This is a genomic window from Ruegeria sp. CF8, from assembly GCF_056537285.1.
Window position 1 is genome coordinate 361,008 of the sequence record NZ_JBQFRG010000004.1, and the last position, 18,880, is coordinate 379,887.

Below are 18,880 nucleotides of genomic sequence, written 5' to 3' on the forward strand. Positions count from 1 at the left end.
TGGTTCAACCCCCTAGAGGCGCGGCGCGGAGCGCCGTCTCAACGGTGATCCGCCCGAACCGCTCGAGCATGCGCCGCGACCGGAAGAGGTAGACGGAAATGAGGATGTAGTTGACGCACTCCACCACGAAGTTGCGGTAGCGGGTTGGGTTTTGCAGCATGTCGAAAGTTTGGACCGTGCACATCGTGGCAAGTGCTGTGAACATCACAAGCATTGCGATGGGCGTGTAGCGCCAGCGCAAGACGTAACCGGCAAGGAACGTGGCCCCCGATGTAGTGATCAAAATCCAATGGAGCGTCTGCATGCCAATTGGGAATGTCTCGTTTTGTAGGGGCATCAGCGGGGCAAGTCCCGAGAAGAATTCCAGAAAGCCAAGAAGACCCCAGAAGAGCATGATCAGGGCGGCGAGGATCAACAGCAAGCTGAAGATGTGTGAAAGTGTTTTTTGCATGATCTACCGTCTCTGGAGATGCGGCTCCCAAATGATCGACGTGGCTCGGAAGGCTACATGGCAAGGCCTAAGCCCTTGCCGCCACCGTTTCTAGAATGGATGGCGGGATCAGGTTTTGAAGGATTGGCCGGTAAGCTCTTCGGACAGGGTCCATAGCCGAGTAGCAATCTCGATATTCGCAGTTATCGGATCGCGGGTGGCCACACCGACCTCCCCACTCATTTCCTGGGGGCCGGTGGGGCCGTAGTAATCGCCTCCTTGGACATCCGAGGACAGTGCCGCGTGCAACGTTGGTTTCGCGGCTTCTTCTGGTGAATGCAGGAACTGTTCAACCTGCGCTTTCATCTGCGCAAGCTGATCCGGGGCAACGTTGTGGAACAGACCAGACTCAGAGCCGCCGGGATGGACGGACAGTGCTTTTAGCCTGAGCCCGGAAGCCTGTAGGCGACGGTCTAGCTCGTCCCCGAACAAAAGGTTCGCGAGTTTCGACTGACCATAAGCAATGCCGCCATCCTGACCACAGGTCAGATCATCGAACCGGATGGTGGCCCCCTTGTGCCCGAGGCTTGAAAGCGCCACGATCCGGGATGCCGGATCGTCTGGTACAAGGTCGATCAGTAACGCCGTCAAAAGAAAATGACCGAGGTGATTTGTAGCGAATTGCAGTTCGATCCCATCGCCATTCGTCTCAGCGGTGTAAAGCAGTATGCCCGCATTGTTGATCAGCACGTCGAGCTTCGAATAGCGCGCGCGGAACGCCTCGGCAAAGCTTCTGACAGAGGCAAAATCACCCAGGTCTAGCGGCATCACATCAAGCGAGGCTGACGGCACGCGCGCCAGCACATCGTCCCGCGCAGTTTTTGCTTTTTCGAGATTGCGGCAGGCCATCACTACGTGGAACCCAGCCTCGGCCATGCCGATTGTCGTTTCAAATCCGATGCCATTGTTAGCTCCGGTGACGGCGGCGATTTTTCGGGAACAGGTGGTCATGAAAGACTCCACAAAGTTTACATTTGATGGCTGATTGTAAATATTGACAGTCATCCACGTAATGTCAATATGCCCGCTATGAAAAATCGCGACGCCCACATCCTCGACGCAGCAGTCCGACTCTTTCTTCGTTTCGGGGTTAAACGGACAAGCATGAACGACATTGCGGAAGAAGCAGGGTTATCGCGACAGACGCTCTACAAAGCATTCGCCAACAAAGACGAAGTTTTACAGGCCACGATCCGATCTATGGCAGACAAGGTTGTTGTGGACATTGAGGCCGGGCTAAGGAAGGCAACGGGCCTCAGTGCGCAATTGGATGTGATTTTCCAGCACACCGTGATTGAGCACTACGATGTACTTCAATCCTCGCCGAATGCCGAAGACATCATTGCGGGCGTAACTGCTTCTTCACAGAAAGAGCTCGAAGCAGGTGCTCAGCGGAATACAGAGATTATTGTCCGACTTTTAGAGCCTTTCTCGGATGACCTTAGGGCTGCGGACCTGTCGGTGGACCAATATGCAGACTTTATCCAACGCACTGCGACGGCGGCAAAATACTCGGCGAAAAACAGAAAGCACTTGGTGCAACTGCTCGACGCGCTCCGGGTCTCTGTGCTGAAGGTAGTCAACGTGAATTAGATTTAAGAATGTCCAATGCGAAATTCGATGCCAGCCGCAGCATCGGACAAAATGGACACGTAATCGGCCTTCGCTGCCTCTCGGATAGTTGGCTGGTGGCAGCCAAAACCAGACATCCAAACTCAGGAATACATTAAATGAGTTGCGAAAGAACGCCACGGCTCGTGTTCCCTACGCAAGCAAATCATGTACCTGAAAAGAGGACCGCTTGTGAAGCATCATACTGATGCGAGCGTTAGGCACGCACCAAACTCTTTGCCACCGAGCCTGCTTTTTTAGACCTCTTGCAACGTCATTAACTGACGTTCCGGATCGAGATCCGCGTCATTTGGGCTATGGGCGCAGGCAGACAAAAGAGCGACAAGTCCAAACGCAATTGCTGCGCGGGCGGTGCCGGTCTGGTGCGGCCGTTTCCAACTCGTTTTACTGTCGCCGTTTTGCAAGAAGCTTAATTGCCGAATTGATGGGTTGTGAAGTTTTACGGCGATCTTGGGAGCTATGAAAAGAGCCCAGCCCAGTCTCTAACAGGATCTTACCAGTTTCATGCGCTGCACTTTGTTCAATGCCTAAGTTTGAAGACGCGACGAACCTTAGAGGAACGAATTTTGTTTAGGGAAAGGTGTCCTCTAGCGATCGTTCGGTGAAGGAAAAAAGGTGATCACAAATCTATTCGAATGATCACTTTGTCATCCCCGGCTGAGCATAAATCGCGGATACGAGTTTCTTGATAGCCATCGAGCGCAAAAACATGCGCGTAACAGAGATCACCACCTTGTCCCAGGCGGAAAGGTTTATCTGCTCTACGTTCGCAGGCGGGACAAACAACACGGTTATGTCGGAGGCGTCCGCAAGCTTCTGGTTGTTGTTGGTAACGGTTACGCCCGGAAACTGTTCGGCAAGATCAGCGTTCCCACTGCGGTTGGGATCCCAAAACTGACCGGCTGGAACAAGGGAGGATTGAGGAACGGCTTTTGCAGGCGCGCGCCAAGCATACCTGAGCCGCCAACAATCCCGATCGTCAATCCCTTGTCGTAAATTGCCTTAACCGTTCAAAACAGTCGCGCGGCGAATTTGGTATTTCTGCAGACGCAGACGCTGTCATCTTTAAATTATACGAACCCCTGGGCGCAGCTTTGTATAGCTGATACCCGAGAGTTCACATGGAAATTGTCCAGGCGCGGCACATACCAGAACACTCTGCGCAATGGGTTCAAAATCGGCGCGAAAGTGCGCTGTGCTTTTGACACATAGTATCTGCGCGTCTTCCGGCTCCAGATTGAACAAACGTATTTGCGCCAGATCCAGACATTGATTTCGAATGCTGGTGACAAGGACATGGACTTGCGTTCCGGTTAGCTGCAATGCGACCGACGGACCGAGCGTTGCAACACCCCCGCCATACATTTCGCCCGAATAACGGCATTGGCCGTCACTCAGGTGATGCACCTTCACTTGTGCAGAAAAGGGGGTGTCGCCGGGACCTTTGCCGCCAATCTCGGCCTCGAATTCTGCACCTTTGCCCAGTTTATGGGCCTTGGCGGCCAGACGCGGATCATGCATTAGCCCGAGAATGGCCGAGGGTGCGTCCTGATGCACGAGCTCACGTAGCAAGCCTGTCGTGTCGGCGGACGCTCCGGCCCCGGGGTTGTCCTGCACATCCGCGATGACAACAGGTCCTTTGCCGTTTGCGTGGCGTGCAGTGGCCACAGCATCTTTGGGGCTTAATAGGGTGGTATCGAACCGTGCTTCAGCCGTCTGCAACTGTTCTAACATCTGCACTGACAATGCGTCGGCATCGGACTGAGACGCGCTGTAGGCCAAGACGGATGGTCCGCAATCGGCTGTATCGGCTGCGGTGAATCCCATGGCGAGTTCTAAAAGGCGCCCATAAGACCCGTCAAAGGCATCCAGCGCGGTATACAGCGTTTTGGCCGGGGCCACTTCCGTGTATTGGCTGTGCAGCGGGATCAGGTACTCACCCTGCCGCCACGCTTTTGCAGGTGGACCGTTTGAACAGATGTCGCGTATCACCTGAAAGGCCCGTGCGCCTGTGTCTGCCATGTCGAGATGTGGGTAGGTGCGGAAAATGGTCATCGCGTCCGATAAATCCACCATTTGCCCCGAGATATTGGCGTGCATATCAAGGCTTGCAACAAGCGGCAGGTCCGGCCCGATCACCTGCCTGATCCGCGACAACAGCTCTCCTTCACCATCATCGCAGGACTCGGTGACCATGGCGCCGTGCAGGTCTAGATAGACCCCATCCAGCGGCGGCATGTCAGCCAGTGCATCAGTGATGCGTCCGGCAATCGTGTCAAAGGCGTGATCCGTGACCTTGCCACCCGGTTCGGCGGCGCACCATAAGATGGGCAACACATCAACCCCATCCACCAACGCAGCTTTCGCGAAACCGCCGATGGGCAGGTTCATACCGCGGGTCACATCCAGTACGTCTTGACCACTAAGCAATTCCGGCCAGCTGTCGGCTTGTTCAAAATCGCTCAGCCGCGTTGGGGTGTCGATGAAGGTGTTGGTTTCGTGCTGAAATCCTGCGATTGCAATTCTCATCTGACCCTTCAGTCGTCTATTGATGCACCAATTCGGTGGTCAAAATCTCACGCAGTTTTGCCGCCACGATATCCGGTTTGTGGCGGGTCATCGAAACATGACCAAGGCCGGGAATTTCGTGGAAAACACCATTGGGCGCAAGGTCAGAAACCACTTTGCACATGACCGGAGCGGTTTGAACATCCTCGGAGAAGGCGATGACATGCATCGGGACCGGGCAGGTTTTTAACCCCTCTCGGCAGTCGAATTCCAGACAGGCCTCCCACTGATCAATCGTTGCCTGTGGGTCGCGATCCCGAAAACGTTCGGTATAGGATGCCTTGAGCTGTTCCCAAAGCTCGGGTTCGTGCAGCGCTTTGGCCGGAAAGGCGTAAACGGCATAGTGCGGCGCAAGAAAATATTCAGGCAGGGTGATGCCATCCTTGCGCAGATCGATCTCGGCCTGCATCCAGTCACGGGTGAACCCGTCGATATAGGCCGAGGTGCCCATCGGAATGGCCAGCCGCACCTTGCCGGGGAAATCTATCGCGGTTTGCTGTGTGACCAGACCGCCCAGCGACAGGCCGCATACGGTCGCTTGCCCATCAGCAAAGGCATCAATCACCGCAGCACAATCCGCCGCATAGTCATGCATCGTCCAAGGCGGTGGGGGTGACTGCGTGTCACCTGCGCCGCGTGGATCATAGGTGATGCATTTAAAACTGTCGGACAGGCGCGAGAATTGCTCGGAATAAGCCTCAGCCGTCTGATCGCCTCCGGGGACAAACACGACCGGCGGCCCGTTGCCTTCGACGACGACCCGCATGGTGACGCCGCCGATGGTCAATTGGTGTGTTTCGGCTTTTGGCCCAAATTCAGGGAAAGCTGACATTGGAAGGCTCCTGTGGCCGCAAGGACGCGCTACATTCCGTTGCGGGGAATGATGTGGGTCTCTTCTTCTTCGAAAATGAGTTCATCACCTGACCAGGCCTTGAGGCGTGAGGTCAGGTGAAACTCGGTCGCCGTTGCTCGTTGTTCGGAATAGGTCCAGATTTTCGCGGACCAGTCGTCGCGGTCAAAACCTGCCGTTTGCTCCATAGTGGCGACGGCAGACAATGGATCGCCGGGGTGGATCGTGTAGCGGCGGTCTGAAACGTCGCTAAGCACTGTTCCGATGTCATCGAGGCGGAAATCGCCGACCGGACCAAACACTCCGCCGTCCAGGAAGAACCGGTGTGTCATCTCGCCGGTGGTCAGATCAGTATGGATCGAACGTTCCATCGAGCCACTGCGAACATGGGTTTTTCGCGGGGCTGCGGTGGGGGGCGCTGGTTCGGGCAGCGGACGTGGTTCGGTGCTGCCGTCAGGCTGGGTTCTGACCGGCAGGATCAGCCGGGATGTACCGGGCCGGATCGTAAGCGTCACCGGCTGCGGCGCGGGCCACAGAATTGGCCAATATGTTGAGGCGATTTGCAGAATGACCCGATGGCCCATCGGCACCCGGTAGCCTGTTCCGTACATGGGAACCGTAACGGTCATGTCTTCGCCGGGCGTGATCGGCGTAGGCTGGGTGTCACTTTCGCGATGGTTGAGGTTGCAAAACCCTCGCGCGATCAAGGTTTGTGCGCCGTCCGGGGCCTCATCCACCAGCAAGGCGGCGACAAATCCCTGTGGTTTATCAGCGGACACCGTCACGTCAATGCTGGGCTGGCCCAACAAGTCCAGCGGTTCGGTCAGGGGCGCCCCCTTGAACTGCAAAGCACCCCCGGCATCGATCCTGCAATCCGCAGCCATATCGCCGGGGATCGCGAACGAGCACATGTCGCCAGCGGCTGCCCCGAACGTCTGCGGCGAGCAGATCGACATCGCCGTCCCGGCCTGAGCCGTATCGTCCAGCGTCTGATCATTTAGCCAGAGCGTCTGCGCGGACACATTCGGCGACGGCCAAGAGGGTTCTTCGACCCAACGCCCCGCGCGATGCAGATGCGCGCCTGAAGGGGCCACGCTGTCTTGCAGGAAAAACCGCAGCGGGGGCTCATCCATCAGACCGGTATCTTTGCCTTTCAGCCAATGGTCCCAAAAGCGGATTACTTCGCCGACAAAATCGGCCTTTGGCCCGGGGACACCTTCATGCGGGTAAAGATGCGCCCAAGGTCCCATCAGGATTTTCACGGGGCCTTTGAGATGCTCGGCAATGCGGAAGGGCGTGTCCCGGAACAGGTCCATCCAACCGCCGAAGAAATACACCGGAACCTCAACATCCGCGTAGTTTTCGCAGATCGAGCCGCGCCGCCACATCTCATCATGTGTTTGGTGCTCCAGCCACATGGCGGGCCAGAATTTCGCACCGGTCATCCGCTCGCGCCACATGTCGATCCAGCGATCGGCACCGACGATCTCGGGGTCGGGAGGCATCGCATTGTAGAGCTGCATGATCGAGCCCCACCAGAAATTGTCGTTGGCCAGACAGCCACCGTAAAAGTGAATATCCTCGCGCCAACGATCATCCGTACCCATCACAGGCGCGATGGCTTTCAGCGCCGGGGGCCGGGTCGCTGCGACCTGAAACGCGTTATACGCCCCCCAGCTTTTGCCGAACATGCCGACATTTCCGTCGCACCAATCCTGAGCGGCAATCCATTGAACGACGTCATGGCCGTCCTGGATTTCCTGATGCGAGTATTCGTCTTCGGCCACGCCTTCGCTGTCTCCATATCCTCTTATGTCGACGCGGATCGAGGCATATCCGGCGGCAGCGAAATGTGGGTGCATACTTTCATCGCGCATACGTGTTCCATCCCGACGTCGGTAGGGGATGTATTCCAGAATACAGGGCAGCGGTGAGGTTCTGGCAGACGCAGGCAGCCAGAGCCGCGCGGCAAGGTTTGTGCCGTCGGGCATAGGAATCCAGACAGTTTCGATGACCTCGATGTCACTCATGACGCGGCCTGTTTTTCCATTTCCGGCGGGCGGGCACCGGGTTCAAGGGGGAAGTGACAGGCAACTGCGCGCCCGTCGGTGACCTGCCGCTCTGGCGCATCCACACTGCATCTCGATTGCGCCCAAGGGCAGCGGGTGTGGAACTCGCATCCAGCCGGTCGCGCCAACAGCGAGGGAACTTCGGCAGGTAGGGTGATCCGGTCATGGGTCTTGTCCGGGTCTGGCTCGGGGTTGGCCGACAAAAGTGCTGCCGTATAGGGGTGTTGCGGTGCGCTGAACACCTCTTCAGTGTCACCTGCCTCGACAAAGCGCCCCAGATACATCACCGCTGTTCGATCAGCCACATGGTGCACCACATGCAGGTTGTGCGTGATGATGACCATTGCCAGTCCGAGCCGTTCGCGCAGGTCGTTCAGCAGGTTGAGAACTTCGCCCTGCACCGACACGTCCAGACCCGCCGTGGGTTCGTCTGCGATAATCAGCGCCGGGTCCAACGCAATAGCTCGCGCCACGCCAACGCGCCGGGCTTGCCCACCCGACAATTGATGTGGAAAGCGCGAGGCGAAACTTGTCGGCAAACCCACCAAGGTCAGCAGTCGCGCGGCCTCGTCCCGCAGGTTGCGGCCTTCGATCCCGTGGATGCGGAACGGCTCGGTCACCAGATCGCCGACGGTCATGCGCGGGGACAGGGAGCCCACGGGGTCCTGAAACATCATCGACATGCGTTTGCGCACGGGCTTCATCGCCTTTCGGTCCAACGTGTCGATGCGCTGGTCTTCGAACGTAATCGTTCCGGCGCTGATCTCTTGCAGGCCATTCACGGCGCGGGCCAACGTCGTTTTGCCAGAACCGCTTTCACCTACAAGGGCAAAGGTTTCGCCCCGGTTGACCTCGAAATTAACCCCGGCCACGCCAAGGATTGCGTTCTTACGTCCCATCCCTCCAACGGGAAAGGAAACCTGAACATCTTCGACCTTGAGAATGGGATCGCTACTCATGCCGTCACTCCGGTTTCAGCTGGGGTGTCTGCGACAAAGCAGCGGGCGATATGGCCATTGCCGATATCATTGTCGGGCGGCGGTGCCGAGCATACGTCACTAACACGGTCGCAGCGATTGGCAAAAATGCAGCCAGCGGGCCGCGCACGCAGATCGGGGATTTCCCCAGGGATCGTCGGCAGTTGCCGGGTGCGTTCGCTTTGCCGTGCCGGATCGCATTCCAGCAGCCGCGCCGTGTAAGGGTGGCGCGGATCCTGAAAAATCTGCCGGACGGTGCCGCGCTCCACAACTTCACCCGCATACATGACCACCACATCGTCACAAAGCTCAGCGATGACACCCAGATGGTGTGAGATGAACATGACCGAACAGCCGATCTTCTGCTGCAGGTCCTTGAGCAGCTCGATCGTTGTCACCTCAAGCGTGGCATCCAGCGCGGTTGTTGGTTCATCTGCGATCAGCAGGGCGGGTTCCATCATCAAGGCCATCGCGATCGCGATCCGCTGCTTCATCCCGCCCGAGAACTGGTGCGGATAGCGCGTCAACGCCGCACGGGCATCGGGGATGCGCACAAGTTCCAGCATCTCGACTGCGCGGTTCAGCTTTTCCTCTTTCGACAGGGAGGAGCGATACTGGATATTGAGCATCTGCTTGCCGACCGAGATCACGGGGTTCAGCGCGCCCATCGGGTCCTGAAACACGGTGGCGATACGCGGGCCGCGCAGATCCCGCATGCGCGACGGGGACAGGGTGGTCAGCTCATCCTGCCCTTCGAACAGGATTGAGCCACCGTCGATGCTGCCATTGTCAGCCAACAGCCCCAGAATGGCGTTGATCAGAGTGGACTTGCCGCAGCCGGATTCGCCCACAATGCCAACGATCCGGTTTTCGGGTACATCGAAGCTGACGTTTTTTAAGGCGTGCAGCGGCCCGGCCTCGGTCGAGAAGCTGACGTTCAGATTGTCTATGCGCAGCGTGGTCATCAGCGTCCTTTCAGCCGGGGATCGAACACGTCCCGCAGCGTCTCACCCAGGAAGGTAAAGCCCAGCGTGGTGATGATGATTGGCACACCGCCTGCGATCGCGATCCAGGCGGTGTCGCGGATATTGGTAAACCCGTCATTCAGGATCGAACCCCAGCTTGGGGTCGGAGGGCGCACGCCGAGACCCAGGAAGCTCATCCCCGCCTCAATCCCGATGACGACCGGGATGTCCATCGACGCGAGGATAACCAGCGGTCCGATCACGTTTGGCAGAATGTGCACCCGCAGGATACGCGCCGAAGACGCCCCCATGCTTTGCGCAGCGGTGACGTATTCCGAAGTTTTCAACGCAATTGTCTGGGTTCGGATGATCCGTGCGTAACCGGGCACAGTGACCAGAACGACAACGACCATCACAGCAGTCAGAGACGGCCCCATCAGCGTTACCAGCGCAAGGGCCAGCATGACGGTGGGAAAGCTCTTCATCGCGTCGAAGAGCAGGATCATCAGGTTGTCCAGCCAACGTGGTCCGTAGCCCGCGATCAGGCCCAAAACGATGCCGATCACCAGCGACACAGCGGTTGAGACCAAAGCGACGAACAACGCAATCCGTCCGCCGTGCAGCACCCGGGCAAACAGGTCCCTGCCCAGTTGGTCCGTACCCATCAAATGCTGCGCGCTTGGGCCCTGGAACCGGTCACGCGGGTTGATTTTCGTCGGGTCCCAACTGGTCAACAGATCGGCAAATACAGCGCCAAAGATGACGAACAGCACCAGGAACAATCCCAACGCGCCCAAAGGTTCGCGCAGGATTTTGCGGATCGGGCGCCACAGCTCGGCCATGCGCCCGGGGGCGGGGTTAGAAACTGCTTCTGACACGGGGATCCAAAGCTCCGATGATGAGGTCTGCCAATAGGTTGAGCAGAACGAACAGGACGGTTGTGATCAGAACGGTGCCTGTCACGATGGGGAAATTGCGGGTCAGGATGGCGTCATAGACCAGCTTACCAACGCCGGGGCGGGCAAAAACGATCTCGGCAAAAACAGCCGATGAGAGCATCTGACCGATGCCCACGCCCAGCAAGGTGACCGTGGGCAGGATCGCAATCGACAGAGCGTAGCGATAGGTGATCGTTCGATCGGGCAAGCCAAACGCACGTGCGGTGCGGATATGGCTAGCCTCAAGAACTTCGAGCATCGAGGCGCGCACCATGCGGGCGATGTAACCGACCCAACCCAGACCAACGGCCAGAGACGGCAGGATCAGATGAGTGAGTTGATCGCCGAGATTTCCGGGTTCACCCGCTCCGATGGCGGGCAGCCAGCGCAGTTCGACGGCAAAGATCAGAAGTGCATAGATTGCGATTACAAAGGAGGGCACCGCGATTACTGCAACGGACAGGATGCCAACAATCCGGTCGGCCCAGCTGCCGCGGCTGACCGCCGCCCAGCAACCCAGAGGAATGCCCAGGGCAACCGACCACGTGATGCCGCCGACGATCAGAGCCAGCGTGTAGGGCAGTTGCTCGAACACGACTGTAGTGACGGGACGACCTGACAGAACCTCGTCGCCCAGATCACCGGTCCATGCCCCGATGTAGAAATTCCAGAACTGAACCAGAACCGGCTGGTTCAACCCCATTTTTTCGCGCAGGGCGGCGCGCATTTCCTCGGTCGCCCGAGGCCCCAGCGCGACCGAGGCCGGGTCGCCGGGGATCAGGTAGATCATGCAGAACAGCAGGAACATGGCGACCGAAACAATCGCAGCAGCCAGTCCAAGCCGTTTGATAAAATAGCTCAGCATACGCGCCCCCCAAAGGCCGTGCGGGCGGCGGTCATACGCCGCCCGTTTGCGTGGATCAGGCGGGTTTGAACAGCGGCAGCAATGGCTCACCATTCGGTTTGAGGCCCGGATTGACCGTGTCCTTGTGGATCAGGCCGACCACCTCATGTGTCAGGAAGACATAGCAGCCGCTTTCGTCCATGAGACCCTGCATCTTCTTGTAGATCTCATCGCGCTTGGCCGGATCGCTTTCGACCAGGCCTTCTTCGTGCAGCGCCTTGTATTCTTCGTTGTTGAAGCGCTCCCAGTTCCAGACACCGACCTGTTCTGGCGTGAACCAGACTGTCGCCCAGCTTGGGTCAGGGTTCATCGAGAACCGGCTGAGCACCAGTTGCAGGTTCATGAAGTAGTCGCCGTCCTTCGAACCCAGCGTCCAGAAGGTCCCACTATCATTTTGCTTGATCTCGCAGGTTATCCCCACATCGGCCAGATTGGCCTGAATGACCTGAGCTGCCGTCAGGCGTTCGGACTGGTTCAGGATGTCAAGCGTGACGGTCATGCCTTCCGCACCTGCTTCTGCCAGCAATTCGCGTGCTTTGTCGGGGTCATAATCATAGGTCACGCTGTCCCGGCTGCCCGGCAGGCCAGGAGCGATGATGCCGTTGCCCACGGCCGCTGCGCCGAAATAGGCCGCATCGACAACGGTCTGCCGGTCAATCGCGTGCTGAATGGCACGGCGGATGCGAACGTCTTTCAGCGCTTCGTTATCCTGGTTCATGCCCAGCCAGACATAAGCCAGCGAGGGTTTTTCCTCGACAACCGATCCCGCAGGCGGGTTTTCCTTGAGACGCGGCAGCGAGGATACCGACGTCCAAGTATAATCCAGATCGCCCGCTTCAAATCCCAGTTCAGCGGTCGAAGGGTCTTCGATGGGCAGAATATGGATTTCCTCGTACCCGCCCGGCTCATAAGCCCAGTCCGGGTTGCGTTTTAGAACAGTTTTTTGTTTGGGGACCCATTCTGTCAGGATGTACTGACCGGATTGCGCCACCGGCTCGGACCCAATCTTGCCGCCGATTTCTTCGACCGCCTTGCGTGACACGATGCAGGAGGCAGGTGTCGGCAGTGTGGTTGTCCACAGCGGCACAAACTTGTTTTTCAGATGGATCAGACCCGAGAGATTGTCCTTGACTTCAACCTCCTTCAAAGCGCTCCAATCCCCGGCATAGGGACTTTCGTTGGCCGGGTCAGCGATACGCTCAATCGAGAATTTCACGTCATCGGCGGTCATCTGACCGAAGCCATCGGTAAAGCCAATGTTGTCGCGCAGTTTGAAGGCGATGGTCAGGTCGTCCAGCTGTTCGATGCTTTCAACAGCAACGGGCCGCCAATTCCATTCGTCGCCCTGTTGGTTCGATACCAGCGGGGCATAGATCGACCGCATGATGTCAGCCTCGGGCAGCGCGAGCCAGAAGGCCGGGTCCAGCACTTGCAGATCGCTGTAGGACCGGATGGTCAGGACCGAGCCATCGGCGCTGACGGCCATATGCGGAAAGGCCAGACTGGCTGCGCCCAATGCACCAGCACCGGCCAGAACGGAGCGTCGGGAAACATCTCCTTTGAAAATCGAACTCATTTGCTTTCTCCCTGTTTGTCTTCGAATCCGGGCATCTGTCCGGGTTGGTTGCTTGCGGGCAGGCGTGCCCGCGACTTCAGGTGCCAGCAGGCGTTATCCGTTCTTTTTCTTTTGTGACTGTGGCAATTGCTCATCAGCGCCAAGCGCTGAGAATCTTGGAATGATCACGGGTGAGTTCACCCAGATCATGCGCGCGGGTTGATCGGTTACGTTGCGCAGGACGTGAAGAATTTCTCCGGGAAAGCTGAAACTGTCCCCAGTGCGCAAGGTGACGGTTTCGTCCTCAAGAACCAGTTCCAGCTCACCATCCAGAATGACACCATGCATCTCGCCATCGCGCGAGAAATATTGGTCAACGACCTGTTCGGAATAGGGGCGGTAATCCGAGACGCCCAAACAAAATCCACCGCCAATAGAACTGGAAAGCAACTGATCCGCATAGCCAGATTGCTCGATAGGTTCGTCATACAGCAAATTCAGATTTCGACGGTTGGATTGACGCACGACATAGGCGCGCTCCAGCGGGCCCGAGCCGGGGCGGTGGTTGAAAAACCATTCTTCTGGAACACCCAAAGCGTCGGCAATGCGAGAGATTTTATTGAGCGAGGCGCTGACTGTTCCGCGTTCGATTGCGCTGAGATGGCTGATCGAAACACCGCTGCTGGTCGCAAGCTCGGCCAGGGTCATCTGGCGGGCTTTGCGCAGCTGACGCACCTCAGCCCCGAAGGCTGCAAGCCCCTCTTCGCTGGCAGTACGGCTTTGGTTTTTCGATCTGGCCTGGCTCACGAATCCTCCCTTCGTGTGCTCGGAATTTCGGAAATGTTACGAGCTGTTTTCTTTTTCGCAAGAAAAATTATTCATTTTTCCTGTATTGGCGATACCTCCCTTCCCTTGCTACCACCGGATACCAATGCGCAGAGCGTCGTAGATTGCAGCGTGAATGTTGCGTGCCGACACGGCATCGCCAATGCGATACAGATCAAATTCGGCGCTGGGATTGGGTTGCGGAAACAGGTCGCCCTTGCCAGAGACAAGCGCACTCTGATCCACCGCCCCGCGATTGCGCGACAGAGGTTTGAGGTCAAAGTATAGATCGTCCAGTGGCAGTGTGCCCTGATTGACAACCACCTGATCATATTCTCTTTTCTCAATCAGATCCGAATAGTCGGTTCCAATATGGGCTTGCAGCTGATTGCCTGATTTTTCGATCGCTTGCAGGGTTCGGGTAACCGTGAACACGGCCCCGGTTTTCTGCAAAGAGCGCATATAGGGCACCAGATTCATCGCCATGACTTCGGGCGCAAAACTACGGTCACGGGTCATGACCTCGACCCGTGCGCCGGAGGCGGCGATGACCTCAGCGGCCATCAGGGCCGGGTGATCCCCCGCATCGTCGTAGATCAGCACGTTTTCGCCCGGCTGCACGTCGCCGGACAGGATGTCCCAGGCGGACACGGCCAGTTCATTTCCCGAATCGAGGATCGTTGTCTCGGGCAGACCTCCGGTCGCTATCACCACCATATCCGGCGACAACGCGGTCACGTCACTGGCCTCAGCATACGTGTTGAAGTGAAACTGGACGTCTCGCGCAGCACATTGGGCCATACGCCAATCGATGATCCCGATCATCTCTGCACGGCGCTTGGATTGCGCGGTCAAGCGCACTTGGCCGCCGGGTTCGGGGGCGGCCTCCAGAACGGTGACATCATGGCCACGCTCAGCGGCGACACGCGCCGCCTCCAGCCCAGCGGGACCTGCGCCGACGATGACTGCGCGGCGGCGTGTCTCCGATGCGGGGATGACATGCGGCATCGACATTTCGCGCCCCGTGGCGGCGTTGTGAATGCACAGTGCTTCGCCTGCCTGATAAATGCGGTCGAGGCAGTAGGTGGCCCCGACACAAGGCCGGATGTCATCTTCTTGCCCGGCTTGAATCTTGGACACGATCATCGGATCGGCCATATGCGCGCGGGTCATCCCGACCATATCCAAAAGCCCCGCGGCCACCGCATGTCTCGCCGTCGCCACGTCCGGGATGCGCGAAGCATGGAAGGTCGGCATGCCCGTTTCGGCCCGCACCCGCCCGGCGAAATCCAGATGCGGCGCGCTTTTCATGCCCTGCACAGGGATTACGTCAGTCATGGCAGGGTCGGTGTGAATGCGCCCGCGAATGACATTCAGAAAATCCACCTGACCGCTGTCGCGCAGCCTGCGCGCGATTTCCAGCCCTTCTTCCTCGGTTATGCCGCCTTTTTCGACCTCATCGGCGGTGTAACGAATACCTACGATGAATTCGGGACCGACGCGATCACGGATCGCATCCAGCACCATGAAGCCAAAACGCAGTCGGTTGTCGAGGTCACCTCCGAATGGGGCGTCCATCGTGTTGGTCAGCGGCGACCAGAATTGGTCCAGCAAGTGCCCGTAAGCCTGCAACTCGATCCCGTCCAAGCCGGCGGCCTGCATGCGTTCAGCCGCATCGGCGTAGTCGTTCACGATCCGCTCGATATCAAAATCTTCCATCTTCTTCGGAAAGGCCCGATGCGCCGGTTCGCGGAAATGCGAGGGGGAAACAGAGGGCAGCCAATCGCCCTTGTTCCACCCTGTGCGCCGCCCCAGATGGGTCAGCTGGATCATCACCGCGCAGCCATGGGCGTGGCAGGCGTCGGTCAATTCACCCATCCAGCGCACGACCTCATCCTTGTAGGCAAGGATATTGTTGAACACCGGCGGGCTGTCTCGACTGACAGTGGCAGAGCCTGCGGTCATTGTCATCGCAACGCCCGCTTTCGCGCGCATTTCGTGATAGGCGCGATAGCGTTCTTTGGGCATTCCGTCTTCTGGATAGGCGGGTTCATGACTGGTGGTCATGAGCCTGTTTTTCAGGGTCAGGTGCTTCAGTTGATAGGGTTGCAGCAGGACGTCACGGCTCATGATGAGGTTTCCCGGTCAGAAGCCTGCGGTGCGACGACATCCTTTGGAATGACGACCGGTGAGACTGCCCAGATCAACCGGCATACCTGATCAGTGCGGTTGCGGGCATGGTGCGGGATACGTGCGTCAAAGCTGTAGCTGTCCCCGGCGCGCAGGGTGATGAACTCATCGCCGATCTGCATCTCCAACTCACCTTCCAGAACCAAGCCGTGCTCTTCACCCTCGTGTTTTTGCAAAGGGTCTTCCGGGCGTTCCGAGTGCGGTGCATAAACCGCCATACCCATATAGAACTGCCCGCCGATCGAGCTGGACAGCAGGTGATCGGTGTAGCCCAACTCAGCCGCGTCCTGACCGTAGAGCGTATTCAGCGCCCGACGGTTTTGGGCACGCACAACAAAGGCCTGTTCCATCGGCCCAGCCCCGGCGCGGCGGGCAAAGAACCAATCTGGCGTGACGCTGAGTGCACTGGCGATAGCCTGCAACACGTCAACCGAAGGCTTGGAAACCCCGCGTTCTATTGCCGACACATGGCTAAGCGAAATACCCGCCTCTTCGCTCAATTGTTTGAGCGTCAGCTGGCGGGCTTTGCGCAATTGCCGAACCTCACTGCCCAGTGAGGAAATTGCGGATGGCAAAGCGACGACATTGTCAGATGGCATTTGGCTCTCCGAAATTGGGCTGAGCGTTGAGCTCTGCCAAAATTGAAATCAGACTAGAATTTTAAAGTCAAATTCTATTTTGCATCGAAAAGCACGGAGCTATTGCAAGTTCGCTCCAGATTTGCAGAAGTGGTATAAACACCAAACGCACTTGGCGGATCACCATGAAAGACCAGACCGACTGTCCTTTCGACGTGTCAGAAACAGATCATCTATGGATCGAAATGCCTGATGGCGTGCGGCTGGCCGCACGGTTGTGGCGCCCTGTGACTCAAGCGCCTGTGCCCGCCATTCTGGAGTACATTCCCTATCGCAAGACCGACATGGTTCGCGCGCGGGATGAGAGGAACCATCCCTATTTTGCCGCCCATGGCTATGCCTGTATCCGGGTCGATATGCGGGGATCGGGCGACAGCGAAGGGCACATGCCGGATATGTACGCTCCGGCTGAACTGGACGATGCACGGCACGTGATCGAATGGCTGGCTGCGCAACCCTGGTGCAATGGCCGCGTGGGCATGTTCGGCACCTCCTGGGGCGGTACCGCATCTCTTCAGGCAAGTGTTGATGCACCCGAACCATTGAAGGCGACGATAGCTGTCTGTGCCACACATGACCGGTTCGAGGACGACATCCACTATATGGGCGGTTGCGTTTTGTCGGATACGTTCGAATGGGGTGCCACGCTTCCCTCTATCCTGGCGTCTCCGCCGTCGCTGAATGTCGGGCCGGAATGGAAATCGCGTTGGAAAGAACGGATCGATAGTCTGACATTCCCCTTGGAGAACTGGCTGCGTGAAGATGGGCGCGGTGACTTTTGGCGCCACGGCTCGGTTATTCATACTGCTGACGCCCTTTCGGTTCCGATCCTGTCAGTCGGCGGGTGGAGTGATCGCTATTCCAATTCAGTTATGTCTTTGGTTGATGCCCGCCCCGATCTGGTTTGGGGGGTCGTCGGTCCCTGGGGGCATCATTATCCCGACCACGGTAGTCCGGGACCTTCCATCGGTTTTCAAAAGCTCGCGCTCGAGTGGTGGGATCATTGGTTGAAATCGGATCAGCCCGACGCGCCTGATTGGCCGCGCTTGCGGGTCTGGATGCGCGAATTCGATACACCGGGCGACAGTTTGGTCCAAAGATCCGGGAGATGGGCGCAAAGCGGGCCAGCCTCGCAGGAAAGCGTTATGCAGGACTGGGACTTGTCCACGCTGAAATCCAGCGACAACACCGCACCTTGGACGGTTCCTGCAGACCCAACCGTTGGGCAAACTGCTGGGGACACGGGGTATTTTGGCCGTTCCGGCGGGCTGCCTCTCGATCAATCCGCAGACGATGCCCGGTCATTGGTTTTCGAAACGGCTCCTTTGAACCAAAACGTTGTTATATATGGTTCGGTAACACTGGTTCTGCGCGGCGAGACCGGCGACAAACCGGGGCAGATCATCGCCAGGCTGAGTGATGTGAGCCCGGAAGGGGTCGCTGCACGTGTAAGCTATGGTGTTCGAAACCTGTCGCTTGACAAGAATTTGGATCGCACCCCATCAGTGACGAAGTCAGGCAAATTTAATGCGAACCTTCGGCTTCACTCAACGGCCTACCGCGTCCGCAAGGGACATAGTCTCCGGCTGGCTTTGTCCTCATCTTACTGGCCCCTCATTCACGCGAAATCACCGGCCATGGAAATACGGATAGATCACGCAACGCTGCATTTGCCTATTTTACCCCATGAGCCCGCTGACCTGTCCAAGCCACTCCCCGGAGCCCAAGACTTGCCTGTGCAAAAACGGCATTCCACCCATGCGCCTGACCCTTTGAAACGTTGGACGCAGACCAAGGGAAACAGGACTGAGACGGGCTGGCATCAGCCGATGATGAAAACGACGTTTGCCCAGACAGAGACCGTTTTTGGCTATGAGACCAGCATGACGCACAATCTGGACACTTCAAATGACGTAGAGCAGCAGACTACCGTACGTCACAAGATGGTTTTCGAACGGCCTGACGGAACGGCTGAGGTTTCTGTTGCTTTGGTGGCCTGTTCCACCGGCAACCGCACTACGACCGATGCCGAGTTGAATGCAACATGGAACGATCAACCCTTCGCAATGCGCCGATGGCGTATTTTGCAGCAATAGTTCGGTCAATTTATTGTCGGCTTTGGCACTTCTGCTTTGTCGGGTCTGAATTAACGTGGGTCCAGTCAAACTCTTTTTGTATCGGTTGCCGTCGCCGCTCTGATTTCGACCTACTAGGAACTTCCGGGCTCACAGACGCCAATTGTGCAAATAACACCGAACGCACTAGCATCTCGTTCTGAC

The 18,880-nt window shown here is 57.7% G+C and carries 15 protein-coding genes; 2 read left to right on the plus strand and 13 right to left on the minus strand.

The features are described from left to right. Window positions 1-4 precede the first annotated feature (4 nt). Together ACR0EV_RS11970 and ACR0EV_RS11975 are read right to left on the minus strand one after the other, a co-directional pair. Window positions 5-451 (minus strand): hypothetical protein, encoded by a 447-nt coding sequence (locus ACR0EV_RS11970; protein WP_480800294.1) that lies wholly within the window; start codon window positions 449-451, stop codon window positions 5-7. 108 nt (window positions 452-559) lie between these two features. Further along, window positions 560-1,441: an oxidoreductase gene (locus ACR0EV_RS11975; protein ID WP_480800295.1), complete on the minus strand. Its 882-nt coding sequence runs from the start codon at window positions 1,439-1,441 to the stop codon at window positions 560-562. 78 nt (window positions 1,442-1,519) lie between these two features. On the opposite strand from ACR0EV_RS11975, the gene ACR0EV_RS11980 reads away from it, so the two are divergent. Continuing rightward, a complete protein-coding gene (locus tag ACR0EV_RS11980) occupies window positions 1,520-2,083 on the plus strand; it encodes a TetR/AcrR family transcriptional regulator (protein WP_480800296.1) in 564 nt (187 codons plus the stop codon). 1,104 nt (window positions 2,084-3,187) lie between these two features. Here the strand turns inward: ACR0EV_RS11980 and ACR0EV_RS11985 are convergent. The 11 genes from ACR0EV_RS11985 to ACR0EV_RS12035 form a co-directional block, all read right to left on the minus strand. Beyond that, complete coding sequence (locus ACR0EV_RS11985) at window positions 3,188-4,651, minus strand: M81 family metallopeptidase (protein WP_480800297.1); 1,464 nt, start codon at window positions 4,649-4,651, stop codon at window positions 3,188-3,190. Between the two features lie 16 nt (window positions 4,652-4,667). Beyond that, window positions 4,668-5,522: an alpha/beta fold hydrolase gene (locus tag ACR0EV_RS11990; RefSeq protein ID WP_480800298.1), complete on the minus strand. Its 855-nt coding sequence runs from the start codon at window positions 5,520-5,522 to the stop codon at window positions 4,668-4,670. A gap of 29 nt (window positions 5,523-5,551) precedes the next feature. Continuing rightward, window positions 5,552-7,570 carry a CocE/NonD family hydrolase gene (locus ACR0EV_RS11995; RefSeq protein ID WP_480800299.1) on the minus strand — a complete coding sequence of 673 codons (2,019 nt, stop codon included), beginning with the start codon at window positions 7,568-7,570 and terminating at the stop codon, window positions 5,552-5,554. Beyond that, a complete protein-coding gene (locus ACR0EV_RS12000) occupies window positions 7,567-8,568 on the minus strand; it encodes an ABC transporter ATP-binding protein (RefSeq protein ID WP_480800300.1) in 1,002 nt (333 codons plus the stop codon). Before ACR0EV_RS12000 ends, ACR0EV_RS11995 begins: the two co-directional genes overlap by 4 nt. Continuing rightward, window positions 8,565-9,551, minus strand: coding sequence for an ABC transporter ATP-binding protein (locus ACR0EV_RS12005; protein ID WP_480800301.1), 987 nt, complete (start codon window positions 9,549-9,551; stop codon window positions 8,565-8,567). The genes ACR0EV_RS12000 and ACR0EV_RS12005 overlap by 4 nt, the downstream gene beginning before the upstream one ends. Next, window positions 9,551-10,429: an ABC transporter permease gene (locus tag ACR0EV_RS12010; RefSeq protein WP_371732004.1), complete on the minus strand. Its 879-nt coding sequence runs from the start codon at window positions 10,427-10,429 to the stop codon at window positions 9,551-9,553. Before ACR0EV_RS12010 ends, ACR0EV_RS12005 begins: the two co-directional genes overlap by 1 nt. Continuing rightward, complete coding sequence (locus ACR0EV_RS12015) at window positions 10,410-11,354, minus strand: ABC transporter permease (RefSeq protein WP_420584783.1); 945 nt, start codon at window positions 11,352-11,354, stop codon at window positions 10,410-10,412. The genes ACR0EV_RS12010 and ACR0EV_RS12015 overlap by 20 nt, the downstream gene beginning before the upstream one ends. A 55-nt stretch (window positions 11,355-11,409) precedes the next feature. Next, entirely contained in the window at window positions 11,410-12,969 is a 1,560-nt protein-coding gene (locus tag ACR0EV_RS12020) for an ABC transporter substrate-binding protein (protein WP_480800302.1), read from the minus strand. A gap of 93 nt (window positions 12,970-13,062) precedes the next feature. Continuing rightward, window positions 13,063-13,755 carry a helix-turn-helix domain-containing protein gene (locus ACR0EV_RS12025; protein ID WP_480800303.1) on the minus strand — a complete coding sequence of 231 codons (693 nt, stop codon included), beginning with the start codon at window positions 13,753-13,755 and terminating at the stop codon, window positions 13,063-13,065. A 108-nt stretch (window positions 13,756-13,863) separates the two neighbouring features. Further along, window positions 13,864-15,903: an oxidoreductase gene (locus tag ACR0EV_RS12030; RefSeq protein ID WP_480800304.1), complete on the minus strand. Its 2,040-nt coding sequence runs from the start codon at window positions 15,901-15,903 to the stop codon at window positions 13,864-13,866. Next, window positions 15,900-16,562 (minus strand): helix-turn-helix domain-containing protein, encoded by a 663-nt coding sequence (locus tag ACR0EV_RS12035; protein ID WP_420584779.1) that lies wholly within the window; start codon window positions 16,560-16,562, stop codon window positions 15,900-15,902. Before ACR0EV_RS12035 ends, ACR0EV_RS12030 begins: the two co-directional genes overlap by 4 nt. Before the next feature lie 164 nt (window positions 16,563-16,726). On the opposite strand from ACR0EV_RS12035, the gene ACR0EV_RS12040 reads away from it, so the two are divergent. Beyond that, window positions 16,727-18,697, plus strand: coding sequence for a CocE/NonD family hydrolase (locus tag ACR0EV_RS12040; protein ID WP_480800305.1), 1,971 nt, complete (start codon window positions 16,727-16,729; stop codon window positions 18,695-18,697). Window positions 18,698-18,880 lie beyond the last annotated feature (183 nt).